This is a genomic window from Vibrio sp. PNB23_22_6, assembly GCF_052877535.1.
In genome coordinates, this window is record NZ_JBNFXP010000018.1 from 16319 (window position 1) to 36036 (window position 19718).

Annotated in this window: 18 protein-coding genes; 13 read left to right on the plus strand and 5 right to left on the minus strand. The window is 46.3% G+C overall.

From position 1 onward, the window contains the following. The first annotated feature begins 135 nt into the window (after positions 1-135). Positions 136-1389, plus strand: a complete 1254-nt coding sequence (locus ACVA54_RS14125) for a valine--pyruvate transaminase (RefSeq protein ID WP_099080505.1) — start codon at positions 136-138, stop codon at positions 1387-1389. Between the two features lie 122 nt (positions 1390-1511). Here the strand turns inward: ACVA54_RS14125 and ACVA54_RS14130 are convergent, their stop codons facing one another. The 5 genes from ACVA54_RS14130 to dnaA form a co-directional block, all read right to left on the minus strand. Further along, the gene (locus ACVA54_RS14130) at positions 1512-1949 is read right to left on the minus strand and encodes an Hsp20 family protein (RefSeq protein ID WP_099080504.1); all 438 of its coding nucleotides are present in this window, start codon (positions 1947-1949) and stop codon (positions 1512-1514) included. A 523-nt stretch (positions 1950-2472) separates the two neighbouring features. Continuing rightward, positions 2473-4890: a DNA topoisomerase (ATP-hydrolyzing) subunit B gene (gene gyrB, locus ACVA54_RS14135; protein ID WP_099080503.1), complete on the minus strand. Its 2418-nt coding sequence runs from the start codon at positions 4888-4890 to the stop codon at positions 2473-2475. 13 nt (positions 4891-4903) lie between these two features. Next, positions 4904-5983, minus strand: a complete 1080-nt coding sequence (gene recF, locus ACVA54_RS14140) for a DNA replication/repair protein RecF (protein ID WP_099080502.1) — start codon at positions 5981-5983, stop codon at positions 4904-4906. Positions 5984-5992: 9 nt separating this feature from the next. Next, complete coding sequence (gene dnaN, locus ACVA54_RS14145) at positions 5993-7093, minus strand: DNA polymerase III subunit beta (protein WP_099080501.1); 1101 nt, start codon at positions 7091-7093, stop codon at positions 5993-5995. Between the two features lie 63 nt (positions 7094-7156). Further along, a complete protein-coding gene (dnaA, locus tag ACVA54_RS14150; protein ID WP_099080500.1) occupies positions 7157-8563 on the minus strand; it encodes a chromosomal replication initiator protein DnaA in 1407 nt (468 codons plus the stop codon). Between the two features lie 445 nt (positions 8564-9008). Here dnaA and ACVA54_RS14155 point away from each other — a divergent pair, with 445 nt between their 5' ends. The 12 genes from ACVA54_RS14155 to ACVA54_RS14210 all read left to right on the plus strand — a co-directional run bounded on the left by ACVA54_RS14155 (position 9009) and on the right by ACVA54_RS14210 (position 19702). Next, positions 9009-9770: an amino acid ABC transporter substrate-binding protein gene (locus tag ACVA54_RS14155; protein WP_099080498.1), complete on the plus strand. Its 762-nt coding sequence runs from the start codon at positions 9009-9011 to the stop codon at positions 9768-9770. A gap of 103 nt (positions 9771-9873) precedes the next feature. Further along, positions 9874-10545, plus strand: a complete 672-nt coding sequence (locus ACVA54_RS14160; protein WP_099080497.1) for an amino acid ABC transporter permease — start codon at positions 9874-9876, stop codon at positions 10543-10545. After that, on the plus strand, positions 10542-11279 hold the full coding sequence (locus ACVA54_RS14165; RefSeq protein ID WP_446645841.1) for an amino acid ABC transporter ATP-binding protein: 738 nt from the start codon (positions 10542-10544) through the stop codon (positions 11277-11279). Before ACVA54_RS14160 ends, ACVA54_RS14165 begins: the two co-directional genes overlap by 4 nt. Positions 11280-11522: 243 nt before the next feature. After that, positions 11523-11657, plus strand: a complete 135-nt coding sequence (rpmH, locus tag ACVA54_RS14170) for a 50S ribosomal protein L34 (RefSeq protein WP_005378825.1) — start codon at positions 11523-11525, stop codon at positions 11655-11657. A gap of 46 nt (positions 11658-11703) precedes the next feature. After that, positions 11704-12027 (plus strand): ribonuclease P protein component, encoded by a 324-nt coding sequence (rnpA, locus tag ACVA54_RS14175; RefSeq protein ID WP_241214344.1) that lies wholly within the window; start codon positions 11704-11706, stop codon positions 12025-12027. Further along, positions 11994-12251, plus strand: coding sequence for a membrane protein insertion efficiency factor YidD (gene yidD, locus ACVA54_RS14180; RefSeq protein WP_099080494.1), 258 nt, complete (start codon positions 11994-11996; stop codon positions 12249-12251). The genes rnpA and yidD overlap by 34 nt, the downstream gene beginning before the upstream one ends. A gap of 2 nt (positions 12252-12253) precedes the next feature. Next, positions 12254-13876 (plus strand): membrane protein insertase YidC, encoded by a 1623-nt coding sequence (gene yidC, locus ACVA54_RS14185; RefSeq protein ID WP_099080493.1) that lies wholly within the window; start codon positions 12254-12256, stop codon positions 13874-13876. A gap of 133 nt (positions 13877-14009) precedes the next feature. Next, a complete protein-coding gene (gene mnmE, locus ACVA54_RS14190; RefSeq protein WP_099080492.1) occupies positions 14010-15371 on the plus strand; it encodes a tRNA uridine-5-carboxymethylaminomethyl(34) synthesis GTPase MnmE in 1362 nt (453 codons plus the stop codon). Positions 15372-15476: 105 nt separating this feature from the next. Further along, positions 15477-15911, plus strand: a complete 435-nt coding sequence (gene mioC, locus ACVA54_RS14195) for an FMN-binding protein MioC (protein ID WP_099080491.1) — start codon at positions 15477-15479, stop codon at positions 15909-15911. A gap of 476 nt (positions 15912-16387) precedes the next feature. Next, entirely contained in the window at positions 16388-18283 is a 1896-nt protein-coding gene (gene mnmG / locus ACVA54_RS14200; protein ID WP_099080490.1) for a tRNA uridine-5-carboxymethylaminomethyl(34) synthesis enzyme MnmG, read from the plus strand. Further along, positions 18283-18918 (plus strand): 16S rRNA (guanine(527)-N(7))-methyltransferase RsmG, encoded by a 636-nt coding sequence (gene rsmG, locus ACVA54_RS14205; RefSeq protein WP_099080489.1) that lies wholly within the window; start codon positions 18283-18285, stop codon positions 18916-18918. Before mnmG ends, rsmG begins: the two co-directional genes overlap by 1 nt. 10 nt (positions 18919-18928) lie before the next feature. Further along, entirely contained in the window at positions 18929-19702 is a 774-nt protein-coding gene (locus ACVA54_RS14210; RefSeq protein WP_099080488.1) for a ParA family protein, read from the plus strand. The last annotated feature ends 16 nt before the right edge of the window (positions 19703-19718 follow it).

The following is a 19718-nucleotide window of genomic DNA, read 5'->3' on the forward strand; positions in this document are numbered from 1 at the left end:
TTTTTTCTTTTTCGGCTTAATTCACACTTTGCGTTAATTACGCATTGAGGTAAGGTCAAGGATTACTCGATAAGCCGATAAAACATCGGCACAAACATACACAAAGCAATCACAATGAATTAGGTATAACGACAAATGCAGTTCTCTAAGTTTGGTGAAAAATTTAATCAGTATTCCGGTATCACGCAGTTAATGGACGATTTGAATGATGGTCTGCGCACACCAGGTGCCATCATGCTCGGTGGGGGTAACCCAGCCGCCATTCCTGTCATGCTCGATTACTTTCGCCAAGCCAGTGAAGAAATGCTCGCCAGTGGGGAGCTCGTCGCCGCCCTCGCCAACTACGATGGTCCGCAGGGCAAAGATGCGTTTGTTAAAGCACTGGCTCAGTTATTCCGTGAAACTTATGGCTGGGACATCAGTGAGAAGAACATCAGCCTGACTAACGGTAGCCAAAGTGGCTTCTTCTACTTGTTCAATTTACTGGCAGGTAAACAGCCCGATGGTTCACACAAGAAAGTCCTGCTACCAATCGCGCCTGAGTACATCGGCTACGGTGATGCAGGGATTGATGAAGATATCTTTGTCTCTTACCACCCAGAAATCGAGCTGTTAGAGAATGGGCTATTTAAATACCATGTCGATTTTGAGCAGCTAAAAGTCGATGACTCTGTTGCAGCGATCTGTGCATCTCGCCCAACTAACCCTACGGGTAACGTACTGACAGACGAAGAAGTGCGTAAGTTGGATAAACTGGCACGTGACAATAACATCCCGCTGATCATCGATAACGCCTACGGCCTACCGTTTCCGAACATCATTTTTGAAGATGTCGAACCATTCTGGAATGAAAATACTATCCTGTGCATGAGCCTATCTAAGCTTGGTCTGCCAGGTGTACGTTGTGGGATTGTGATTGCGAGTGAAGAAATCACTCAAGCGTTAACCAACATGAACGGCATCATCAGCCTAGCACCGGGCAGTGTCGGCCCAGCACTGGCAAACCACATCATTGGTAAAGGAGAACTGCTTAAACTGAGTTCAGAGGTGATTAAGCCGTTCTACAAGCAGAAGTCGCAACGTGCGGTTGAACTGCTCCAAGAAGCGATTACCGATGAGCGATTCCGCATCCACAAACCGGAAGGTGCTATCTTTTTGTGGTTATGGTTTGATGAACTCCCAATCACCACGATGGCGTTGTACCAACGCTTAAAAGCGCGTGGTGTATTGATTGTCCCGGGTGAATACTTCTTTATTGGTCAGAAAGACGAATGGGATCATGCTCATCAATGCTTACGCATGAACTACGTTCAAGACGATGAGATGATGCAGAAAGGCATTGCAATTATCGCAGAAGAAGTAGAAAAGGCTTATCGCGAAGGTAAATAGATTTTCTAGTTCAGTCGCTCTTCTCTTTGGAATGGTGACGTTGAAAGCCCAAACTAAAAAGAGCGCCCTTTTCCATCATGGAAGGCGCTCTTTCTCATTCTATAATCCGGGTGGTTTACTGATTAGTTGTTTTCAATCAGGTTGTTACCACCGATAGCAATCTTACGTGGTTGCATTGCTTCTGGAATTTCACGAACTAAATCAATATGAAGTAGGCCGTTTTCCATTGATGCACAAACGACTTTTACGTAATCCGCTAGTTGGAATTTACGTTCAAAATCGCGTTCAGCAATGCCTTGGTAGACGTAGCTTTTGCCTTCTTCTGCTTTACGCTCGCCCTTCACAATCAACATGTTTTCGTTTTGAGTCAGCTCGAGCTGATCTTCAGCAAAACCTGCCACTGCCATAGTAATACGGTAGTTGTGCTCGTCTTTTTTCTCGATGTTGTATGGAGGGTAACCGCCAGAAGTATTCTTCGCAGAGCTTGCTTCCATCAGGTTGAACAGACGGTCGAAGCCAATTGCATTACGGTATAGTGGTGAGAAATCTACATTACGCATAATCTATCCTCTTTTAAGCAATAGTCTTAGCCCGGATGAAGGTCATCCACGTGGCGCATTTATGCAAGAAAACGCCGAGCTAAGGGATCCGATGATGCATTCCTCTGACCTACTCTTTAGGTTCAGGGACATGATGTCGAATCTAGGGTCAAGTTGTGTGCCAATACTGAGTATCCTCTCCTGAGCGATCTCGTTTAGCGATCCCTGAGGCGCTATTCTTCTCTTGTTGAGCAAGCTAGCTATCCCTCTTCATAACTAGATATAAGGTCGAAAAATGGGCTTTCAAGGGGGAACTAAAAACTTTTTACGGATTACGGATTACGGATTACGGATTACGGATTACGGATTACGGATTACGGATTACGGATTACGGATTACGGATTATCGTCTGTTTGCCTTTCAGTCGCGTCAAGCTGTTCTGTATTCGGTTAGCGCAGCGCTCCGTATTCGGTATTCAAACCATTAAAAAACGCCACCTCTTACGAGATGGCGTTTTTCATTATGTTTGACAGCGTCTTATCGACTACACGTCTAGGTTCGCTACTTTAAGCGCGTTTTCTTCGATAAAGTTACGACGCGGTTCTACTTGATCACCCATTAATGTAGTGAACAGCAGATCGGCACCAACGGCATCTTCAATCGTTACTTGCATCATGCGGCGAGTTTCTGGGTCCATGGTGGTTTCCCAAAGCTGATCTGGGTTCATCTCACCTAGACCTTTGTAGCGCTGTAGGCTTAGACCACGACGCGACTCTTTGATTAGCCACTCAAGTGCAGATGCAAAGCTTGCTACTGGTTGAGTACGCTCGCCACGCTTGATGTAAGCACCTTCTTCAATCAGGCCATCTAATGCTTCAGAAAGATCCGCTAGCTTAGCGTACTCTTTTGAGTTCAATAGATCCGCGCTCAGTACGTAGTTGTGTGTCACACCGTGAGTACGAACAATGATCTTAGGCAAGCTGAAACCTAGCTCTTCATGCTGTTCAACTTCGAAGCTGTATTGGCTTGCGCCCACTTCTTTCGCATTTAGCTGCTCAATAAGCTGCTTAGTCCATGCTTCGACTGCTGCTGCATCGTGGCATTGCTCTGCCGTTAGACGCTGCGTGTAGATAAACTCGTGAACCAATGCACTTGGGTAACGACGGCTCATGCGGTCTGCTAGCTTGATGCCTGCATTGTATTGCTGAACCAGTTTCTCTAGCGCTTCACCTGCCAGTGCTGGCGCTTCAGCATTTACGTGTAGCGATGCGTTATCCAGTGCCAATGCCACTTGGTACTGGTTCATCGCGTCTTCGTCTTTAATGTACTGCTCTTGTTTGCCTTTCTTCACTTTGTACAGTGGTGGCTGAGCGATGTACACGTAGCCACGCTCGATAAGCTCTGGCATTTGACGGTAGAAGAAAGTCAACAGTAGCGTACGGATGTGCGAACCATCGACGTCAGCATCGGTCATGATGATGATGTTGTGGTAACGCAGTTTGTCCGGGTTGTACTCGTCACGACCGATGCCACACCCTAGTGCGGTGATCAGTGTTGCGACTTCTTGAGAAGAAAGCATCTTGTCAAAACGCGCTTTTTCTACGTTCAGGATCTTACCTTTTAGCGGTAGGATTGCCTGGTTTTTACGGTTACGGCCTTGTTTTGCGGAGCCGCCTGCCGAATCACCCTCCACTATGTAGAGTTCAGAAAGCGCAGGGTCTTTCTCTTGGCAGTCTGCAAGTTTACCAGGCAGGCCTGCTAGGTCTAGTGCGCCTTTACGACGAGTCATCTCACGCGCTTTACGCGCGGCTTCACGAGCGCGAGCTGCATCGATGATTTTTGAACATACCATCTTCGCTTCAGATGGGTTCTCTACTAGGAACTCAGACAGTTTTTCACCCATCGCTGATTCAACCGCTGATTTCACTTCAGAAGAAACTAGCTTGTCTTTGGTTTGGCTTGAGAATTTTGGATCCGGCACTTTAACCGAAACAACTGCAGTCAGACCTTCACGTGCATCATCACCCGATGTTGCTGTTTTTGCTTTCTTAGAAAAGCCTTCTTTGTCCATGAAGGTGTTTAGCGTCCGCGTTAATGCCGCACGGAAACCTGCAAGGTGAGTACCACCATCGCGCTGTGGAATATTGTTAGTGAAACAGAAGATATTCTCTTGGAAGCCGTCGTTCCACTGCATTGCCACTTCAACGGCGATGCCATCTTCACGTTCATAGTCGAAGTGGAAGATTTTCTCGATAATTGGCGTTTTGTTGGTGTTTAGGTGCTGAACAAATGCTTGGATACCACCTTCAAACATGAAGTGATCATGTTTGTCTGCTTCACGCTCATCAATCAGTTTGATAGAAACACCAGAGTTTAGGAAAGAAAGCTCACGCAGACGTTTCGCTAGAATATCGTAATGGAATTCAATATTGGTGAAAGTCTCGGCACTTGGCCAGAAACGAATTTGTGTCCCCGTTTGATCTGTATCACCAACCACTGCAAGCGGTGCTTGAGGATCACCGTGATGGTAAGTTTGGGTATAAATGTGGCCGCCACGATGAATAGTGAGCACTACTTTCTCAGACAGTGCGTTCACTACCGAGACACCGACACCGTGAAGACCGCCTGATACCTTGTATGAGTTATCATCAAACTTACCACCCGCGTGAAGTACCGTCATGATAACTTCTGCTGCTGATACTTTTTCTTCCGGGTGCATTTCTGTTGGAATGCCACGACCATCATCTGTAACTGAAACCGAGTTGTCCTCATGAATTGTCACAACGATGTCTTTACAGTGACCTGCCAACGCTTCATCAATTGAGTTATCCACCACCTCGAAAACCATATGGTGAAGACCGGTGCCGTCGTCCGTGTCGCCGATGTACATACCTGGACGCTTACGTACCGCATCCAGACCCTTCAGTACCTTAATACTCGATGAATCGTAATTTTCAGACATGAGTTTCTCTCTTTTAGTTTGACTCTATCCTGCCATGTTCCACATGAAACACTTTGCCAGTATCGTCTAACATATCGGCGATTTGGCTTTCAGTGATAGAGCTTACAAATACTTGTGCGCCCGTCTCTTTAAAGCAGTCCGCAAGACGCTTTCGACGTTGGCTGTCTAATTCCGACGCAAAGTCGTCAATTAGGTAAATACATTGTTTTCCGGTCATCTCGGTAAGATGTTGCCCTTGCGCCACACGCAGTGCACACACCATGAGCTTTAATTGACCGCGGGACAGAACGTCTTCAACGGGCGTTCCATTCACTTTAATCCGCAAATCAGCCTTGTTTGGACCGCTAAAGGTGTAACCCAATGACTGATCACGTTCAAAATTCTTTTCTAGTATCTCATGGTAGGGCGTGTCTTTATCCCAACCACGATAATACTTCAATTGGATCTCAAATTCTGGCAAAAATGTCTGACAGATGGCTTCCGCTACGGTTTTCATCTGTTCGATGTATAGTGCTCGCCATTGACTGATGTTTTCCGCCAAACGTGTCATTTCTTGATCCCAATAACTGAGTTCGCGATAACTTCTGGCAGTTTTAAGCAGTGCATTACGTTGCTTGTTAAGACGCTTGAAACGTCCCCATGCATCATAGAAAGCAGGCTCGGTGTGAAACACGCCCCAATCGATGAATGCACGACGATGTTTTGGGCCATCCGTTAGTAGATCAAACCCTTCCGGATGTATCAACTGCAAAGGCAAAACTTGTGCGAGTTGTGCCAATTTTTGTCCAGATTGGCCGCCTATTTTAACCTCTGTTGAGCCATCACGCTGCTTATTAATGCCGATAGGTAGCTCAAATTGATCTGAGTTCAAAAAACGACCATGGACAAACAGCTCTGCACACTCATTTTGGATGATTCGACCGGTCAGTGAACTTTTGAACGATCGACCGTGTCCGAGTAAGTAAATGGCTTCTAAGACACTGGTTTTTCCACTGCCGTTTGGCCCTATAAGAAAGTTAAAGCCTGCTGATAAGTCAATATCACAGGCTTTAATGTTTCGAAACTGCTGAATGATGAGACGAGAAAGTGGCATTCAGATGGCTTATAGACGAATTGGCATCACCACGTACATGGCACTGTCGTCGTCTGCATTTTCAATCAACGCACTGGCGTTGGCATCCGACATCGACACGCGCACATTTTCACAGCGCAGTGTATTGAGCACATCAAGTACGTAGCTTACGTTAAAGCCGATTTCGATCGCGTCACCTTCAAAGGTCACGTCGAGCATTTCTTCTGCTTCTTCTTGCTCTGGGTTGTTGGCAGTAATGCGCATTTCGCTACCCGCAAGATTCACACGTACACCACGGAATTTTTCGTTTGAAAGAATCGCGGCGCGTGAGAATGCTTGACGTAATTCATCACAGCTTGCTTCTAGTGTTTTGTTGGTACTTTGCGGCATTACGCGGCGATAATCTGGGAAACGCCCATCAACAAGCTTAGAAGTGAAGATAAAGTTATTTACTTCTGCGCGTACGTTTGAGCTACCGATTTGTAGCACAACAGGTTGCTCCGGTGCATCCATAAGCTTAACCAGCTCTTGCACACCTTTACGTGGCACGATGATTTGCTTCTGCGCAAAATCCGCACCCAACTGAGTTTGAGATACCGCCATACGGTGACCGTCGGTTGCAACACTGCGTAGTGTCGTACCATCGATTTCAAACAACATACCGTTTAGGTAGTAACGTACGTCTTGGTTCGCCATTGAGAACTGAGTCTTGTCGATCAGAGTGCGCAGTTCTGCTTGGCTTAGTGAGACTTCGACTTCACTTTGCCAATCTTCAATGTTCGGGAAATCATTCGCTGGTAGGGTTGCCAAAGAGAAACGGCTACGACCAGAGCGAACTTGCACGCGATCGCCTTCTAATACGAAGGTGATGATGGCATCATCTGGTAGACCACGGCAGATATCGAGAAACTTACGAGAAGGAACCGTAATGCTGCCTGCTTCAAAATCCCCTTCCAGAGTCACTTTGCTCACCAATTCCACTTCCAAATCGGTCGCGGTCATGGATAACACGTTCTCTTCTACTTTAAGCAGTAGGTTACCCAAAATTGGCAGGGTTGGTCGGCCACCTAGTGCGCCCGAAACCTGTTGTAGCGGTTTGATTAAATGGCTACGTTCAATGGTAAATTTCATGCTTGGCTCTTTACGCTGTCAGCTCAATTAATGATTTGCTTAGAATACTCTCATTCTAACCGATTACGAAGACAGGGTGCGAATCAAGTTAGAGTAATCTTCTTTAATATCGTGGCTCTCTTCACGCAGCTGCTCAATCTTGCGACAAGCATGCAGTACCGTGGTGTGGTCACGACCTCCGAATGCATCACCGATTTCCGGCAAACTATGGTTGGTCAGCTCTTTTGCTAGAGCCATGGCCAGCTGGCGAGGACGAGCAACCGAGCGAGAGCGACGTTTAGACAGCAGATCGGCCACTTTAATTTTGTAGTATTCCGCAACCGTCTTCTGAATATTGTCGATAGTCACCAACTTCTCTTGCAGAGCCAACAAATCACGCAGCGCTTCACGAACGAAATCAATCGTAATTGGACGACCAGTAAAGTTCGCGTTGGCGATAACGCGGTTTAACGCCCCTTCCAGCTCACGAACGTTAGAGCGCAGACGCTTAGCAATAAAGAACGCCACTTCATCCGCGAGATGAATTTGGTGGTCTTCGGCTTTCTTCATCAAGATCGCTACACGCGTTTCAAGCTCAGGCGGCTCGATCGCAACCGTTAGGCCCCAACCAAAACGAGATTTCAAACGATCTTCAACACCGTTGATCTCTTTTGGATAACGGTCAGAAGTCAGGATGATCTGTTGATTGCCTTCCAGTAGCGCGTTGAAAGTATGGAAGAATTCTTCTTGTGAACGCTCTTTATTGGCAAAGAATTGAATGTCATCGATAAGTAACGCATCCACACTGCGGTAGTAGCGCTTGAACTCTTCAATCGCATTGTTTTGCAGTGCTTTCACCATGTCTTGCACGAAACGCTCAGAGTGCATGTACACCACTTTGGCGTTAGGATTGTTATCCACAATCGCATTACCTACCGCGTGTAAAAGGTGGGTTTTACCTAAACCCGTACCGCCATATAAGAATAGTGGATTGTACGCCGCGCCTGGATTATCCGATACCTGACGCGCAGCGGCCAAACCTAGTTGGTTGGACTTACCTTCAACAAAGTTATTAAATTTATGCTTTGGGTTGACGTTCGAGCGGTGATTGATGTTTGCGATCGCTTGAGCATCGTCATCCCACGTTTTATGGATAGGTTTGCGCGCTTGCAGTTGTGCTGGCGCTGACGATTCTGCAGCAACATCCGCCGGAGTACGTGTCGGTGCCGGTTTTGGTGCAGCCACAGGACGACTGCCCACTTCAAAACGCAGATTAGGAATATCGTTGCCACAGTATTCCTGCAACAGACGATTAATACTGTTTAAGTACTTATCACGAACCCAATCCAAAACGAAGCGGTTAGGCGCAAAAAGAGTGAGAGTATTGTCATTGAGCTCCGCTTGTAACGGACGAACCCACATGCTGAATTCTGTAGCTGGTAGCTCTTCTTGAAGCTGCTGCAAACATTGCAACCAAAGCGAAGATGACACGGTGCCCCCACTGAATATTTGAATTATCGGAAAAGACTGGCAATTTTACCTGTTGATAACCAAGATCGCTAGCAATTGATCGGTGATCCAGTGAATAAGATCTAACTTATTCACAATTATTCCCCCAAACTTGATGAGATCAACACACCTTGCCCCATAGTTGCCCACACAATGATCCACATTTGGGCATAAAGCCGTCGATCATCAAATTGGTGATAACTCTGTGCATGAATTTTCTCAGCAGATCGATCGTTCGAGCTTTTTTACTGGATTGTTGTATCACATCAAGTAGGGGACCCCTTAAATCTCTAACATTTCCTCGGTTTGATTTTTAACCATAAAAAGCAGCTTATTACTCTAACTTATAGGATATTTCACTTGGTTATTTATCTAACTGAGTACATTACCAGTAGTATTTCCAACTATAAAAATTTGGAGATGCATTATGAAAAACTGGATTAAGGTTGCCGTCGCCGCCTTCGCTTTATCTGCTGCCACCGTTCAAGCCGCTGTCGATACTGCCGCGACGGAAGTTAAAGTGGGTATGTCAGGTCGCTACTTCCCATTCACTTTTGTTAAACAAGACAAGCTTCAAGGCTTTGAAGTGGATATGTGGGATGAGATTGGTAAACGTAACGGCTACAAGATCGAGTACGTGACTGCGAACTTTTCCGGGTTATTTGGCCTGTTAGAAACGGGCCGCATTGATACCATCTCAAACCAAATAACCATGACCGACGCACGTAAAGCCAAATATCTTTTCGCAGACCCTTATGTGGTAGATGGTGCACAAATTACGGTACGTAAAGGTAACGACAACATCAAAGGCATCGAAGATCTAGCAGGAAAAACCGTCGCGGTGAATTTAGGTTCAAACTTTGAGCAATTATTACGAAGCCACGATAAAGACGGCAAGATCAATATCAAAACTTACGACACGGGTATCGAGCACGATGTCGCACTTGGCCGCGCTGATGCCTTCATCATGGATCGCTTGTCTGCGTTAGAGTTGATTAAGAAAACTAGTCTGCCACTAGAACTAGCAGGCGAACCGTTTGAAACCATTGAAAATGCTTGGCCATTCGTCGACAACGAGAAAGGTCGTACTCTACAGGAACACGTCAACAAAGCGCTCACTGAAATGCGTGCCGACGGTACAGTAGAGAAGATTTCGGTGAAATGGTTTGGTGCTGACATCACGAAATAAACTTCTCTTCTTTGTAGGACGCAGCGCTTTATCTCGCATCCTTTTAACTCAATGACAAGGTGGAACTTCGTATTCCACCTTTTCTTTTCTCAAGGTAAGTCGTATGGGATTTGATTTTAATTACATGTTAGAGCTACTGCCGATACTACTCAAGTACCTTGGCACAACCATGGAAATGGCCACATGGGGGTTAATCTTTTCACTGATTTTAGCCGTCATTTTAGCCAATATTCGTGTTTTTAAGCTCCCAGTTCTTGATCAATTGAGTCAGCTATATATCAGTTTCTTCCGTGGCACTCCGTTGTTGGTGCAACTGTTTTTGCTTTACTATGGCTTGCCGCAAGTGTTCCCTTTCATGGTCGGACTCGATGCCTTTTCTGCGGCGGTCATTGGCTTAACTCTACACTTTGCCGCTTACATGGCAGAGAGTATTCGTGCCGCTATTATCGGCATTGATCGTAGCCAAATGGAAGCCAGCTTGTCAGTGGGTATGACGACCACACAAGCGATGCGCCGCGTCATTTTGCCTCAAGCGACACGCGTTGCTTTGCCATCATTAATGAATTACTTCATTGATATGATTAAGTCGACATCCCTCGCCTTCACACTTGGTGTGGCAGAAATCATGGCCAAAGCACAAATGGAAGCCTCATCGAGTTTCCGTTTCTTTGAAGCCTTCTTAGCTGTCGCACTGATTTATTGGGGCGTCGTGGTGGTGTTGACTCGCGTGCAAATTTGGGCAGAAGTGAAATTGAATAAGGCATACGTACGATGATCAAATTAGAAAATATCCACAAGCGCTTTGGCGAGACTGAAGTACTCAAAGGCATTGATCTCGATATTAAACAAGGTGAGATCATTGTGATTATCGGATCTAGCGGTACGGGTAAATCGACACTGCTGCGCACCATTAACTTCCTTGAGCAAGCGGATGAAGGTCGCATCACCATCGATGACATCTCAGTTGATACACAAAAGCATACCAAAGCCGAAGTATTAGCTCTGCGCCGCCGCACTGGGTTTGTTTTCCAGAATTATGCGTTATTTTCTCATATGAATGCGCGTCAGAACATCGCTGAAGGCTTGATCACGGTGTGCGGTTGGAAAAAAGACCAAGCAATGAAGCGCGCCCAGCAAATCCTCGATGATATCGGTCTTGGGAGCAAAGGAGATAGCTACCCTGCCGCCCTTTCAGGTGGTCAGCAGCAACGTGTCGGTATTGGTCGCGCAATGGCCTTACAACCAGAACTGTTGCTTTTTGATGAACCGACCTCCGCACTCGACCCTGAGTGGGTTGGCGAAGTATTGTCATTAATGAAGAAGTTAGCCAATCAGCACCAAACCATGCTAGTGGTCACACACGAAATGCAATTCGCTAAAGAGGTCGCGGATCGAGTGATCTTCATGGCTGAGGGTAACATTGTCGAACAAGGTTCTCCACAGGATATTTTCGACAATCCACAGGATCCAAGATTACAAAAATTCCTTAACCAAGGGGGAATCGAGTAAAGATCAAGCATCAAGATCAATCGATCCTTGAGATTTTACTCACACTACGTATAATCGCCCGGCCGGAATTTCATACTCATGAGTCATTGACACATTATGTGAGTGTGATTACAATTCCGCCTCTTTGTTGAGAGGCGTCGGTTGTTCTTCTCTATATAAAGAGCTTCTTTATATAAAGAAAGCATATTGCCCACGCCGGGTTTAACAAGAACCTAAAACTACTGATCAGTAAAGGTAATTATCATGAAACGCACTTTTCAACCTACAGTTCTAAAGCGCAAGCGTACTCACGGCTTCCGTGCTCGCATGGCAACTAAGAACGGTCGTAAAGTTATTAACGCACGTCGTGCAAAAGGCCGTGCGCGCCTATCAAAATAATCATTAGTTTATTTTGAACACGTTCGCGTTTAATCGGGAGTTACGTTTGTTAACTCCCGAGCATTATCAAAACGTCTTCCAGCAAGCTCATCGTGCTGGTTCGCCTCATTTCACCATCATTGCTCGTAATAACGACCTATCTCATCCTCGACTAGGTTTAGCCGTTCCGAAAAAGCAAATCAAAACCGCCGTTGGCCGAAACCGTTTTAAACGTTTGGCTCGTGAAAGCTTTCGTAACAAACAACATCAGCTTCCAAACAAAGATTTTGTTGTGATTGCTAAGAAAAGCGCGCAAGATTTAAGCAATGAGGAAATTTTAAAGTTGTTTGATAAGCTATGGCATCGCCTGTCTCGCCCCTCTCGTGGATAGCCATTGGGCTCATTTATCTCTACCGTTGGTTTATAAGCCCTCTGATTGGTCCTCGATGCCGATTTACTCCAACCTGCTCAACTTATGCTTTAGAAGCTCTGAGAGCTCACGGTTTTGTAAAAGGGTGTTGGTTATCAGGCAAACGTCTATTAAAATGCCACCCTTTGAATGAAGGGGGGTATGACCCCATTCCACCAGTCCAAAAACAAGACAGAGATAAATAACGATGGATTCTCAACGTAATATCCTGCTCATCGCTCTGGCACTGGTTTCTTTCTTGCTATTCCAACAATGGCAAGTCGCAAAGAATCCAGCACCTCAAGCGGTTGAACAGGCTCAATCAAGCAGTACTCTACCTGCACCATCTTTTGCGGATGAGCTTGATCCAGTTCCGGGTCAACAACAAGCATCAGCAAAAACTATCACAGTAACGACTGATGTTTTAACTCTGTCGATCGACACCATTGGTGGCGATGTGGTACATGCCGATCTAAACCAATACGCTGCTGAGCTCGACTCATCAGACCCATTCGTTCTGTTACAAGATACCCAAGGTCACCAATATATCGCTCAAAGCGGTCTCGTGGGCCCTCAAGGTATCGATGTTAGCAGCACTAACCGCCCTCACTACAACGTGAGTGCAGATAGCTTTACGCTCGCTGAAGGCCAAGACGAACTGCGCGTTCCAATGACCTTTACTGCAAATGGCATAGACTATACCAAGACTTACGTACTTAAACGTGGTAGCTATGCCATGAACGTTGAGTACGATATTGTCAATAAGTCAGGCAACAATGCGGCACTAGGTATGTACGCGCATTTACGCCATAACTTAATGGACGCGGGTGGTAGTATCACCATGCCAACTTACCTTGGTGGCGCTTACTCAACAGAAAATGTTAAGTACGAAAAGTACAGCTTTGATGACATGCGAGATCGCAATCTGTCGGTAAATCTACCAAATGGACAAGGTTGGGCTGCTATTATTCAACACTACTTTGCATCAGCTTGGATCCCACGTGATGAGCCAGGTACGACTATCTACACTCGAGTGATTGGTAATCTGGGTGATATCGGTATTCGCATGCCGAATAAGACTATCGCAGATGGTGGCAGTGCAAACTTTACTGCGACACTTTGGGTTGGTCCAAAACTGCAAGACCAGATGGCGCAAGTCGCACCTAATCTTAACCTTACCGTAGATTACGGTTGGTTATGGTTTATTGCTCAGCCACTACACTGGTTGCTCGATACGATTCACGGCTTTGTTGGCAACTGGGGTGTGGCGATTATTCTACTGACATTCATTGTTCGTGGTGCCATGTACCCACTAACAAAAGCGCAATACACATCTATGGCCAAAATGCGCATGCTACAGCCTAAGCTGCAAGCAATGCGTGAGCGCATCGGTGATGACCGTCAGCGCATGAGCCAAGAAATGATGGAACTGTACAAGAAAGAGAAAGTAAACCCACTGGGTGGCTGTTTACCTCTTCTTCTACAGATGCCTATCTTCATCGCACTATACTGGGCACTAATGGAATCGGTTGAGCTACGTCACTCACCATTCTTCGGTTGGATTCATGACCTTTCAGCGCAGGACCCATACTACATCCTGCCTCTACTGATGGGTGCGTCTATGTTCCTAATCCAGAAGATGAGTCCAACAACCGTAACGGATCCAATGCAGCAGAAGATCATGACCTTTATGCCGGTTATGTTTACCTTCTTCTTCTTGTTCTTCCCATCAGGCCTCGTTCTATACTGGTTGGTGTCGAACATCGTTACGCTTATCCAGCAGACTTTGATTTACAAAGCACTGGAGAAAAAAGGCTTACACACTAAGTAACCTTGATAGAAAAGCATAAGAAAGGCGGCCAAAAGGTCGCCTTTTTGTTTTTGGCTGATTACAATTCAGCTAATTAATTGGTTCTGGCTCCCTAGGGGTGTAAACCCTATAGCCTAGCTCAAAAGGCAAGATTATGACTACAGATACGATTGTCGCTCAAGCAACCGCACCGGGTCGTGGCGGTGTTGGCATTATTCGTGTTTCTGGCCCTAAGGCCAATCAAGTGGCGCAAGAAGTCACTGGTAAAACGCTAAAGCCTCGCTACGCAGAGTATCTGCCATTCCAAGCAGAAGATGGCTCCGTACTGGACCAAGGTATTGCACTGTACTTCCCTAACCCACACTCGTTCACAGGCGAAGACGTGCTTGAGCTGCAAGGTCACGGCGGCCCAGTGGTAATGGACATGCTGATGAAGCGTATTCTCGGCATTGATGGCGTACGTGCCGCTCGTCCTGGTGAGTTCTCAGAGCGCGCCTTCCTGAACGATAAGATGGACCTAACTCAAGCAGAAGCGATTGCCGACCTGATTGATGCAAGCTCAGAAGAAGCAGCAAAATCAGCACTGCAATCACTGCAAGGTCAGTTCTCACAACGCATCCAAACGCTGGTGGAATCGCTGATCCACTTACGTATTTACGTGGAAGCTGCGATTGACTTCCCTGAAGAAGAAATCGACTTTTTGGCCGATGGTAAAGTGTCTGGCGACCTACAAATGATCATCGATAACCTCGATGCAGTACGCAAAGAAGCAAACCAAGGCGCTATCATGCGTGAAGGCATGAAAGTCGTGATTGCTGGCCGTCCTAATGCGGGTAAATCGAGCCTACTGAACGCACTGTCAGGCAAAGAGTCGGCTATCGTCACGGATATCGCGGGTACCACCCGTGACGTGCTACGTGAGCACATCCATATTGATGGTATGCCGCTGCACATCATTGACACTGCAGGTCTGCGTGACGCTTCAGATGAAGTTGAAAAAATCGGTATCGAACGCGCATGGGATGAAATTGCTCAAGCTGACCGTGTACTGTTCATGGTAGACGGCACGACAACTGATGCAACGGATCCAAAGGACATCTGGCCTGACTTTGTTGATCGCCTGCCAAACAACATCGGCATGACAGTGATCCGCAACAAAGCGGATCAAACCGGTGAAGAGATGGGGATCTGCCATGTGAATGCTCCAACGTTGATTCGCCTTTCTGCGAAAACAGGCGCGGGTGTGGATGCTTTACGCACTCACTTAAAAGAGTGCATGGGCTTCTCAGGCAATACAGAAGGCGGCTTTATGGCTCGCCGTCGCCATCTAGATGCGCTAGAGCGTGCTGCTCAGCATCTTCAAATCGGCCAAGAGCAGCTTGAAGGCTATATGGCTGGGGAAATTTTGGCAGAAGAGCTGCGTATTACTCAGCAGCACTTGAATGAGATTACCGGTGAATTCAGCTCTGATGACCTCCTCGGCCGAATCTTCTCCTCATTCTGTATCGGTAAATAATAAAACGCGCGGTGTTAGGCTAAAGCTTACCACCGCGTTTCTTTTTGTACTGACGCTTAAGCGTAAAACCGACAAGGCGTTGGTATAGCTTTATAAGGAAGAAATATGATCCATATTATTACAGGTAGTACACTAGGTGGCGCAGAATACGTCGGTGATCACCTTAGTGATCTACTCAATGAAAAGGGATTTGAAACCACGATCCACAACCAACCAGAATTGGCCTCAATCGACAACCAAGGCACATGGCTAGTAATCACTTCCACGCACGGTGCCGGAGATTACCCAGATAACATCCAGCCTTTCATTGCGGCACTGCAGAACACACCACCTAAGATGGCAGACGTGAAGTTTGCAGTGATTGCAATTGGTGATTCAAGCTACGATACCTTCTGTGCTGCAGGCCAACACGCGCATGACCTGCTAGAAGACATTGGTGCAACACCAATCGCAGATTGCTTAAAGATTGATGTACTCAGTCATGCCGTACCTGAAGACGCCGCTGAAGCATGGCTAAACGAACATATCGATCGCTTCTAACGGCCAAACACCCTCTTTTCAGAGTCGCTTTGCGGCTCTATTCCCAACCGAGTGAATAACTTTTTGCAAAACCTAATGCTCAACCGCTCAAAATTCACCCAATCGAACTGTGGATAAGTATAGTAAGATCCGGTTAATTTCCTTTAGTTATCCAACTAACAACTTTGTCCTCGTCCTCCCCCTGTGTATAACTACCGATTTTGATCCCAGGATACTCGCATGTAGATCAAACCATGATCACAAGATATGATCCAAAAAAGATCCATGTTCTTGTTGATCATTTTCCACTTATCCACAGAAGCACTCGATCCTAATAATAGATCTAATAAAAGATCATATATATAGATCTTATATATATAATCTTGAAGACTAAAATATGAAAAGAGAGAAAACAATTCTCTCCTACAGAGAAAAAAGGTAAAATGCCGCTCTTTTTTATCTGTCTATTAAATCCTTTGAATACCTGAGGTCAGTTCATGCTTTATCACGAAAACTTTGACGTCATTGTTGTCGGTGGCGGACACGCAGGAACGGAAGCCGCACTTGCATCTGCACGCACAGGACAAAAAACACTTCTCCTTACCCATAACATCGATACATTAGGCCAGATGTCTTGTAATCCAGCCATTGGTGGTATTGGTAAAGGTCACTTAGTTAAAGAAGTGGATGCTATGGGCGGTTTGATGGCGCAAGCTATTGATCACGCAGGTATTCAATTTCGAACACTCAATGCTTCAAAAGGGCCAGCAGTTCGAGCAACACGTGCTCAAGCTGATCGCGCGTTATACAAAGCTTACGTGCGTGATGCACTTGAAAATGCACCAAACCTAACGCTATTTCAACAATCGGTGGACGATCTCATCATCGAGCAGGATCGCGTCGTGGGTGTCGTTACTCAAATGGGGCTTAAATTCCAAGCAAAAGCCGTAGTATTAACCGTGGGCACCTTCTTGGGCGGTAAGATCCATATTGGTTTAGAAAGCTCTTCTGGTGGCCGTGCTGGTGATCCACCATCGATCGCGTTAGCGGATCGACTGCGAGAACTTCCGTTCCGCGTGGATCGTCTAAAAACGGGTACACCGCCACGCATTGATGCTCGCAGCGTTGATTTCTCAGTGCTTGAAGCTCAACATGGTGATAATCCAACCCCTGTGTTTTCTTTCATGGGGAAACGTGATCATCATCCACGCCAAATTCCGTGTTTCATTACGCACACCAATGAGCAAACGCATGAAGTGATCCGTAATAATCTTGATCGCAGCCCAATGTATGCTGGTGTGATCGAAGGGATTGGCCCGCGCTACTGCCCGTCTATCGAAGACAAAGTGATGCGCTTTGCGGATAAGAACAGTCACCAAATCTTCATCGAGCCAGAAGGCCTAACGACGCATGAGTTATACCCAAATGGTATTTCCACCAGTTTGCCGTTTGACGTTCAAGTGCAAATTGTGCGCTCAATGAAAGGTTTTGAGAATGCACATATCGTTCGTCCTGGTTACGCGATTGAGTACGATTTCTTCGACCCTCGCGATTTGAAGCACACTTACGAGACGAAATTCATTAGCGGTTTGTTCTTTGCTGGCCAAATCAACGGAACAACCGGCTACGAAGAAGCGGCAGCACAAGGTCTGATGGCTGGCCTAAACGCAAGTTTGCACAGCCAAGACAAAGAAGGTTGGAGTCCTCGTCGTGACCAAGCCTACATGGGGGTGTTAATTGACGATTTGTCGACCATGGGTACCAAAGAACCGTACCGTATGTTCACTTCTCGTGCGGAATACCGTTTGTTGCTGCGCGAAGACAATGCCGACCTACGTCTGACAGAAAAAGCGCGTGAACTTGGTTTGATTGATGATGCTCGTTGGGCGCGTTTCAACGAGAAAATTAACAACATGGAAACCGAGCGTCAGCGTCTGAAGTCGACTTGGATGAATCCAAACTCGGCAGGTATTGACGAACTAAACAAGTTGTTAAAAACCCCAATGGCGCGTGAAGCAAGCGGTGAGGATCTTTTGCGTCGTCCAGAGATCACTTATTCACAATTGACGCAACTGGATGCTTTTGCTCCGACGCTGGAAGATCAACAAGCCGCTGAGCAAGTTGAAATTCAAGTAAAATACGATGGTTACATCAAGCGTCAGCAAGAAGAAATCGAAAAGTCTTTACGTCATGAAAACACCAAGCTGCCCGTCGATTTGGATTACAAAGACGTGAAAGGCCTGTCTAACGAAGTCGTCGCAAAATTGACAGACGCAAAACCAGAAAGCATCGGTATTGCATCACGCATTTCGGGTATTACACCTGCCGCGATTTCCATTCTGCTTGTTCACCTGAAGAAGCACGGTTTGCTGAAAAAAGGTGAGGAAGAATAATGAGCGCATTACGCACTAAACTGGACTCGCTGATCGTACAAACTGATTTGGAAGTCTCAGACAAACAGCGTGAGCAGTTGGTCGGTTATGTCGAACTGCTCGACAAGTGGAACAAAGCCTATAACCTCACATCGGTTCGTGATCCGCTTGATATGTTAGTAAAACATATCCTTGATAGCATAGTGGTTAGTACTCACTTGCAAGGTGAACGTTTTATCGATGTAGGGACTGGCCCTGGATTGCCGGGTATTCCGCTGGCGATCATGAACCCAGAGAAGACTTTCTTTTTGCTCGATAGCCTCGGTAAGCGTATTCGCTTTATCAAGCAAGTGGTGCATAGCTTAGGACTGAAAAATGTGACACCAATTCAAAGTCGCGTTGAAGAGTTCCAACCAGAAGAAAAATTTGATGGCGTTCTGAGCCGAGCTTTTGCTTCAATGACCGATATGGTGGAATGGTGTCATCATCTGCCTAAACAAGATAATGGGGTGTTCCTAGCGCTAAAAGGACAACACCCTAAAGATGAAATGGATCTGCTTCCTGAATGGTGCAGTGTGACAGAGATCATATCTTTAGCTGTTCCTGAGTTAGAAGGCGATCGTCATCTAGTAATCTTATCGCGCAAGGAAAATTAGCGAGGTAATCGTGGGTAAAATTGTAGCAATCGCCAACCAGAAAGGTGGGGTCGGCAAAACAACAACGTGCATTAACTTAGCAGCTTCGATGGCGGCAACAAAGCGCAAGGTTTTGGTGATCGATCTCGATCCTCAAGGCAATGCTACTATGGCCAGTGGCGTCGACAAATATATGGTTGATGCCACGGCGTATGATCTTCTGGTAGAAGATACCCCGTTTGATCAAGTGGTCTGCACCCAGACCACAGGAAAGTACGATCTCATTGCAGCGAACGGCGACGTGACCGCTGCAGAAATCAAATTGATGGAAGTGTTCGCTCGTGAAGTGCGTTTAAAGAACGCGCTTGCGTCCGTTCGCGATAACTATGATTTCATCTTTATTGATTGCCCTCCATCTCTAAACCTTCTTACAATCAATGCGATGGCTGCAGCTGACTCTGTGCTGGTGCCGATGCAATGTGAATACTTTGCGTTAGAAGGTTTAACTGCTCTTATGGATACCATCAGCAAGTTAGCGGCCGTGGTCAATGAGAACCTTAAAATCGAAGGTTTACTACGTACCATGTACGACCCACGTAACCGCCTGTCTAATGAAGTATCCGATCAACTAAAAAAACACTTTGGCAGTAAAGTTTACCGTACCGTGATCCCACGCAATGTGCGTTTGGCTGAAGCGCCAAGTCACGGTAAACCAGCGATGTACTACGACAAGTACTCCGCAGGCGCCAAAGCCTATCTTGCTCTAGCGGGCGAAATGCTCCGCCGCGAAGAAATCCCAGTTTAACTCTACTCTAAGGAAT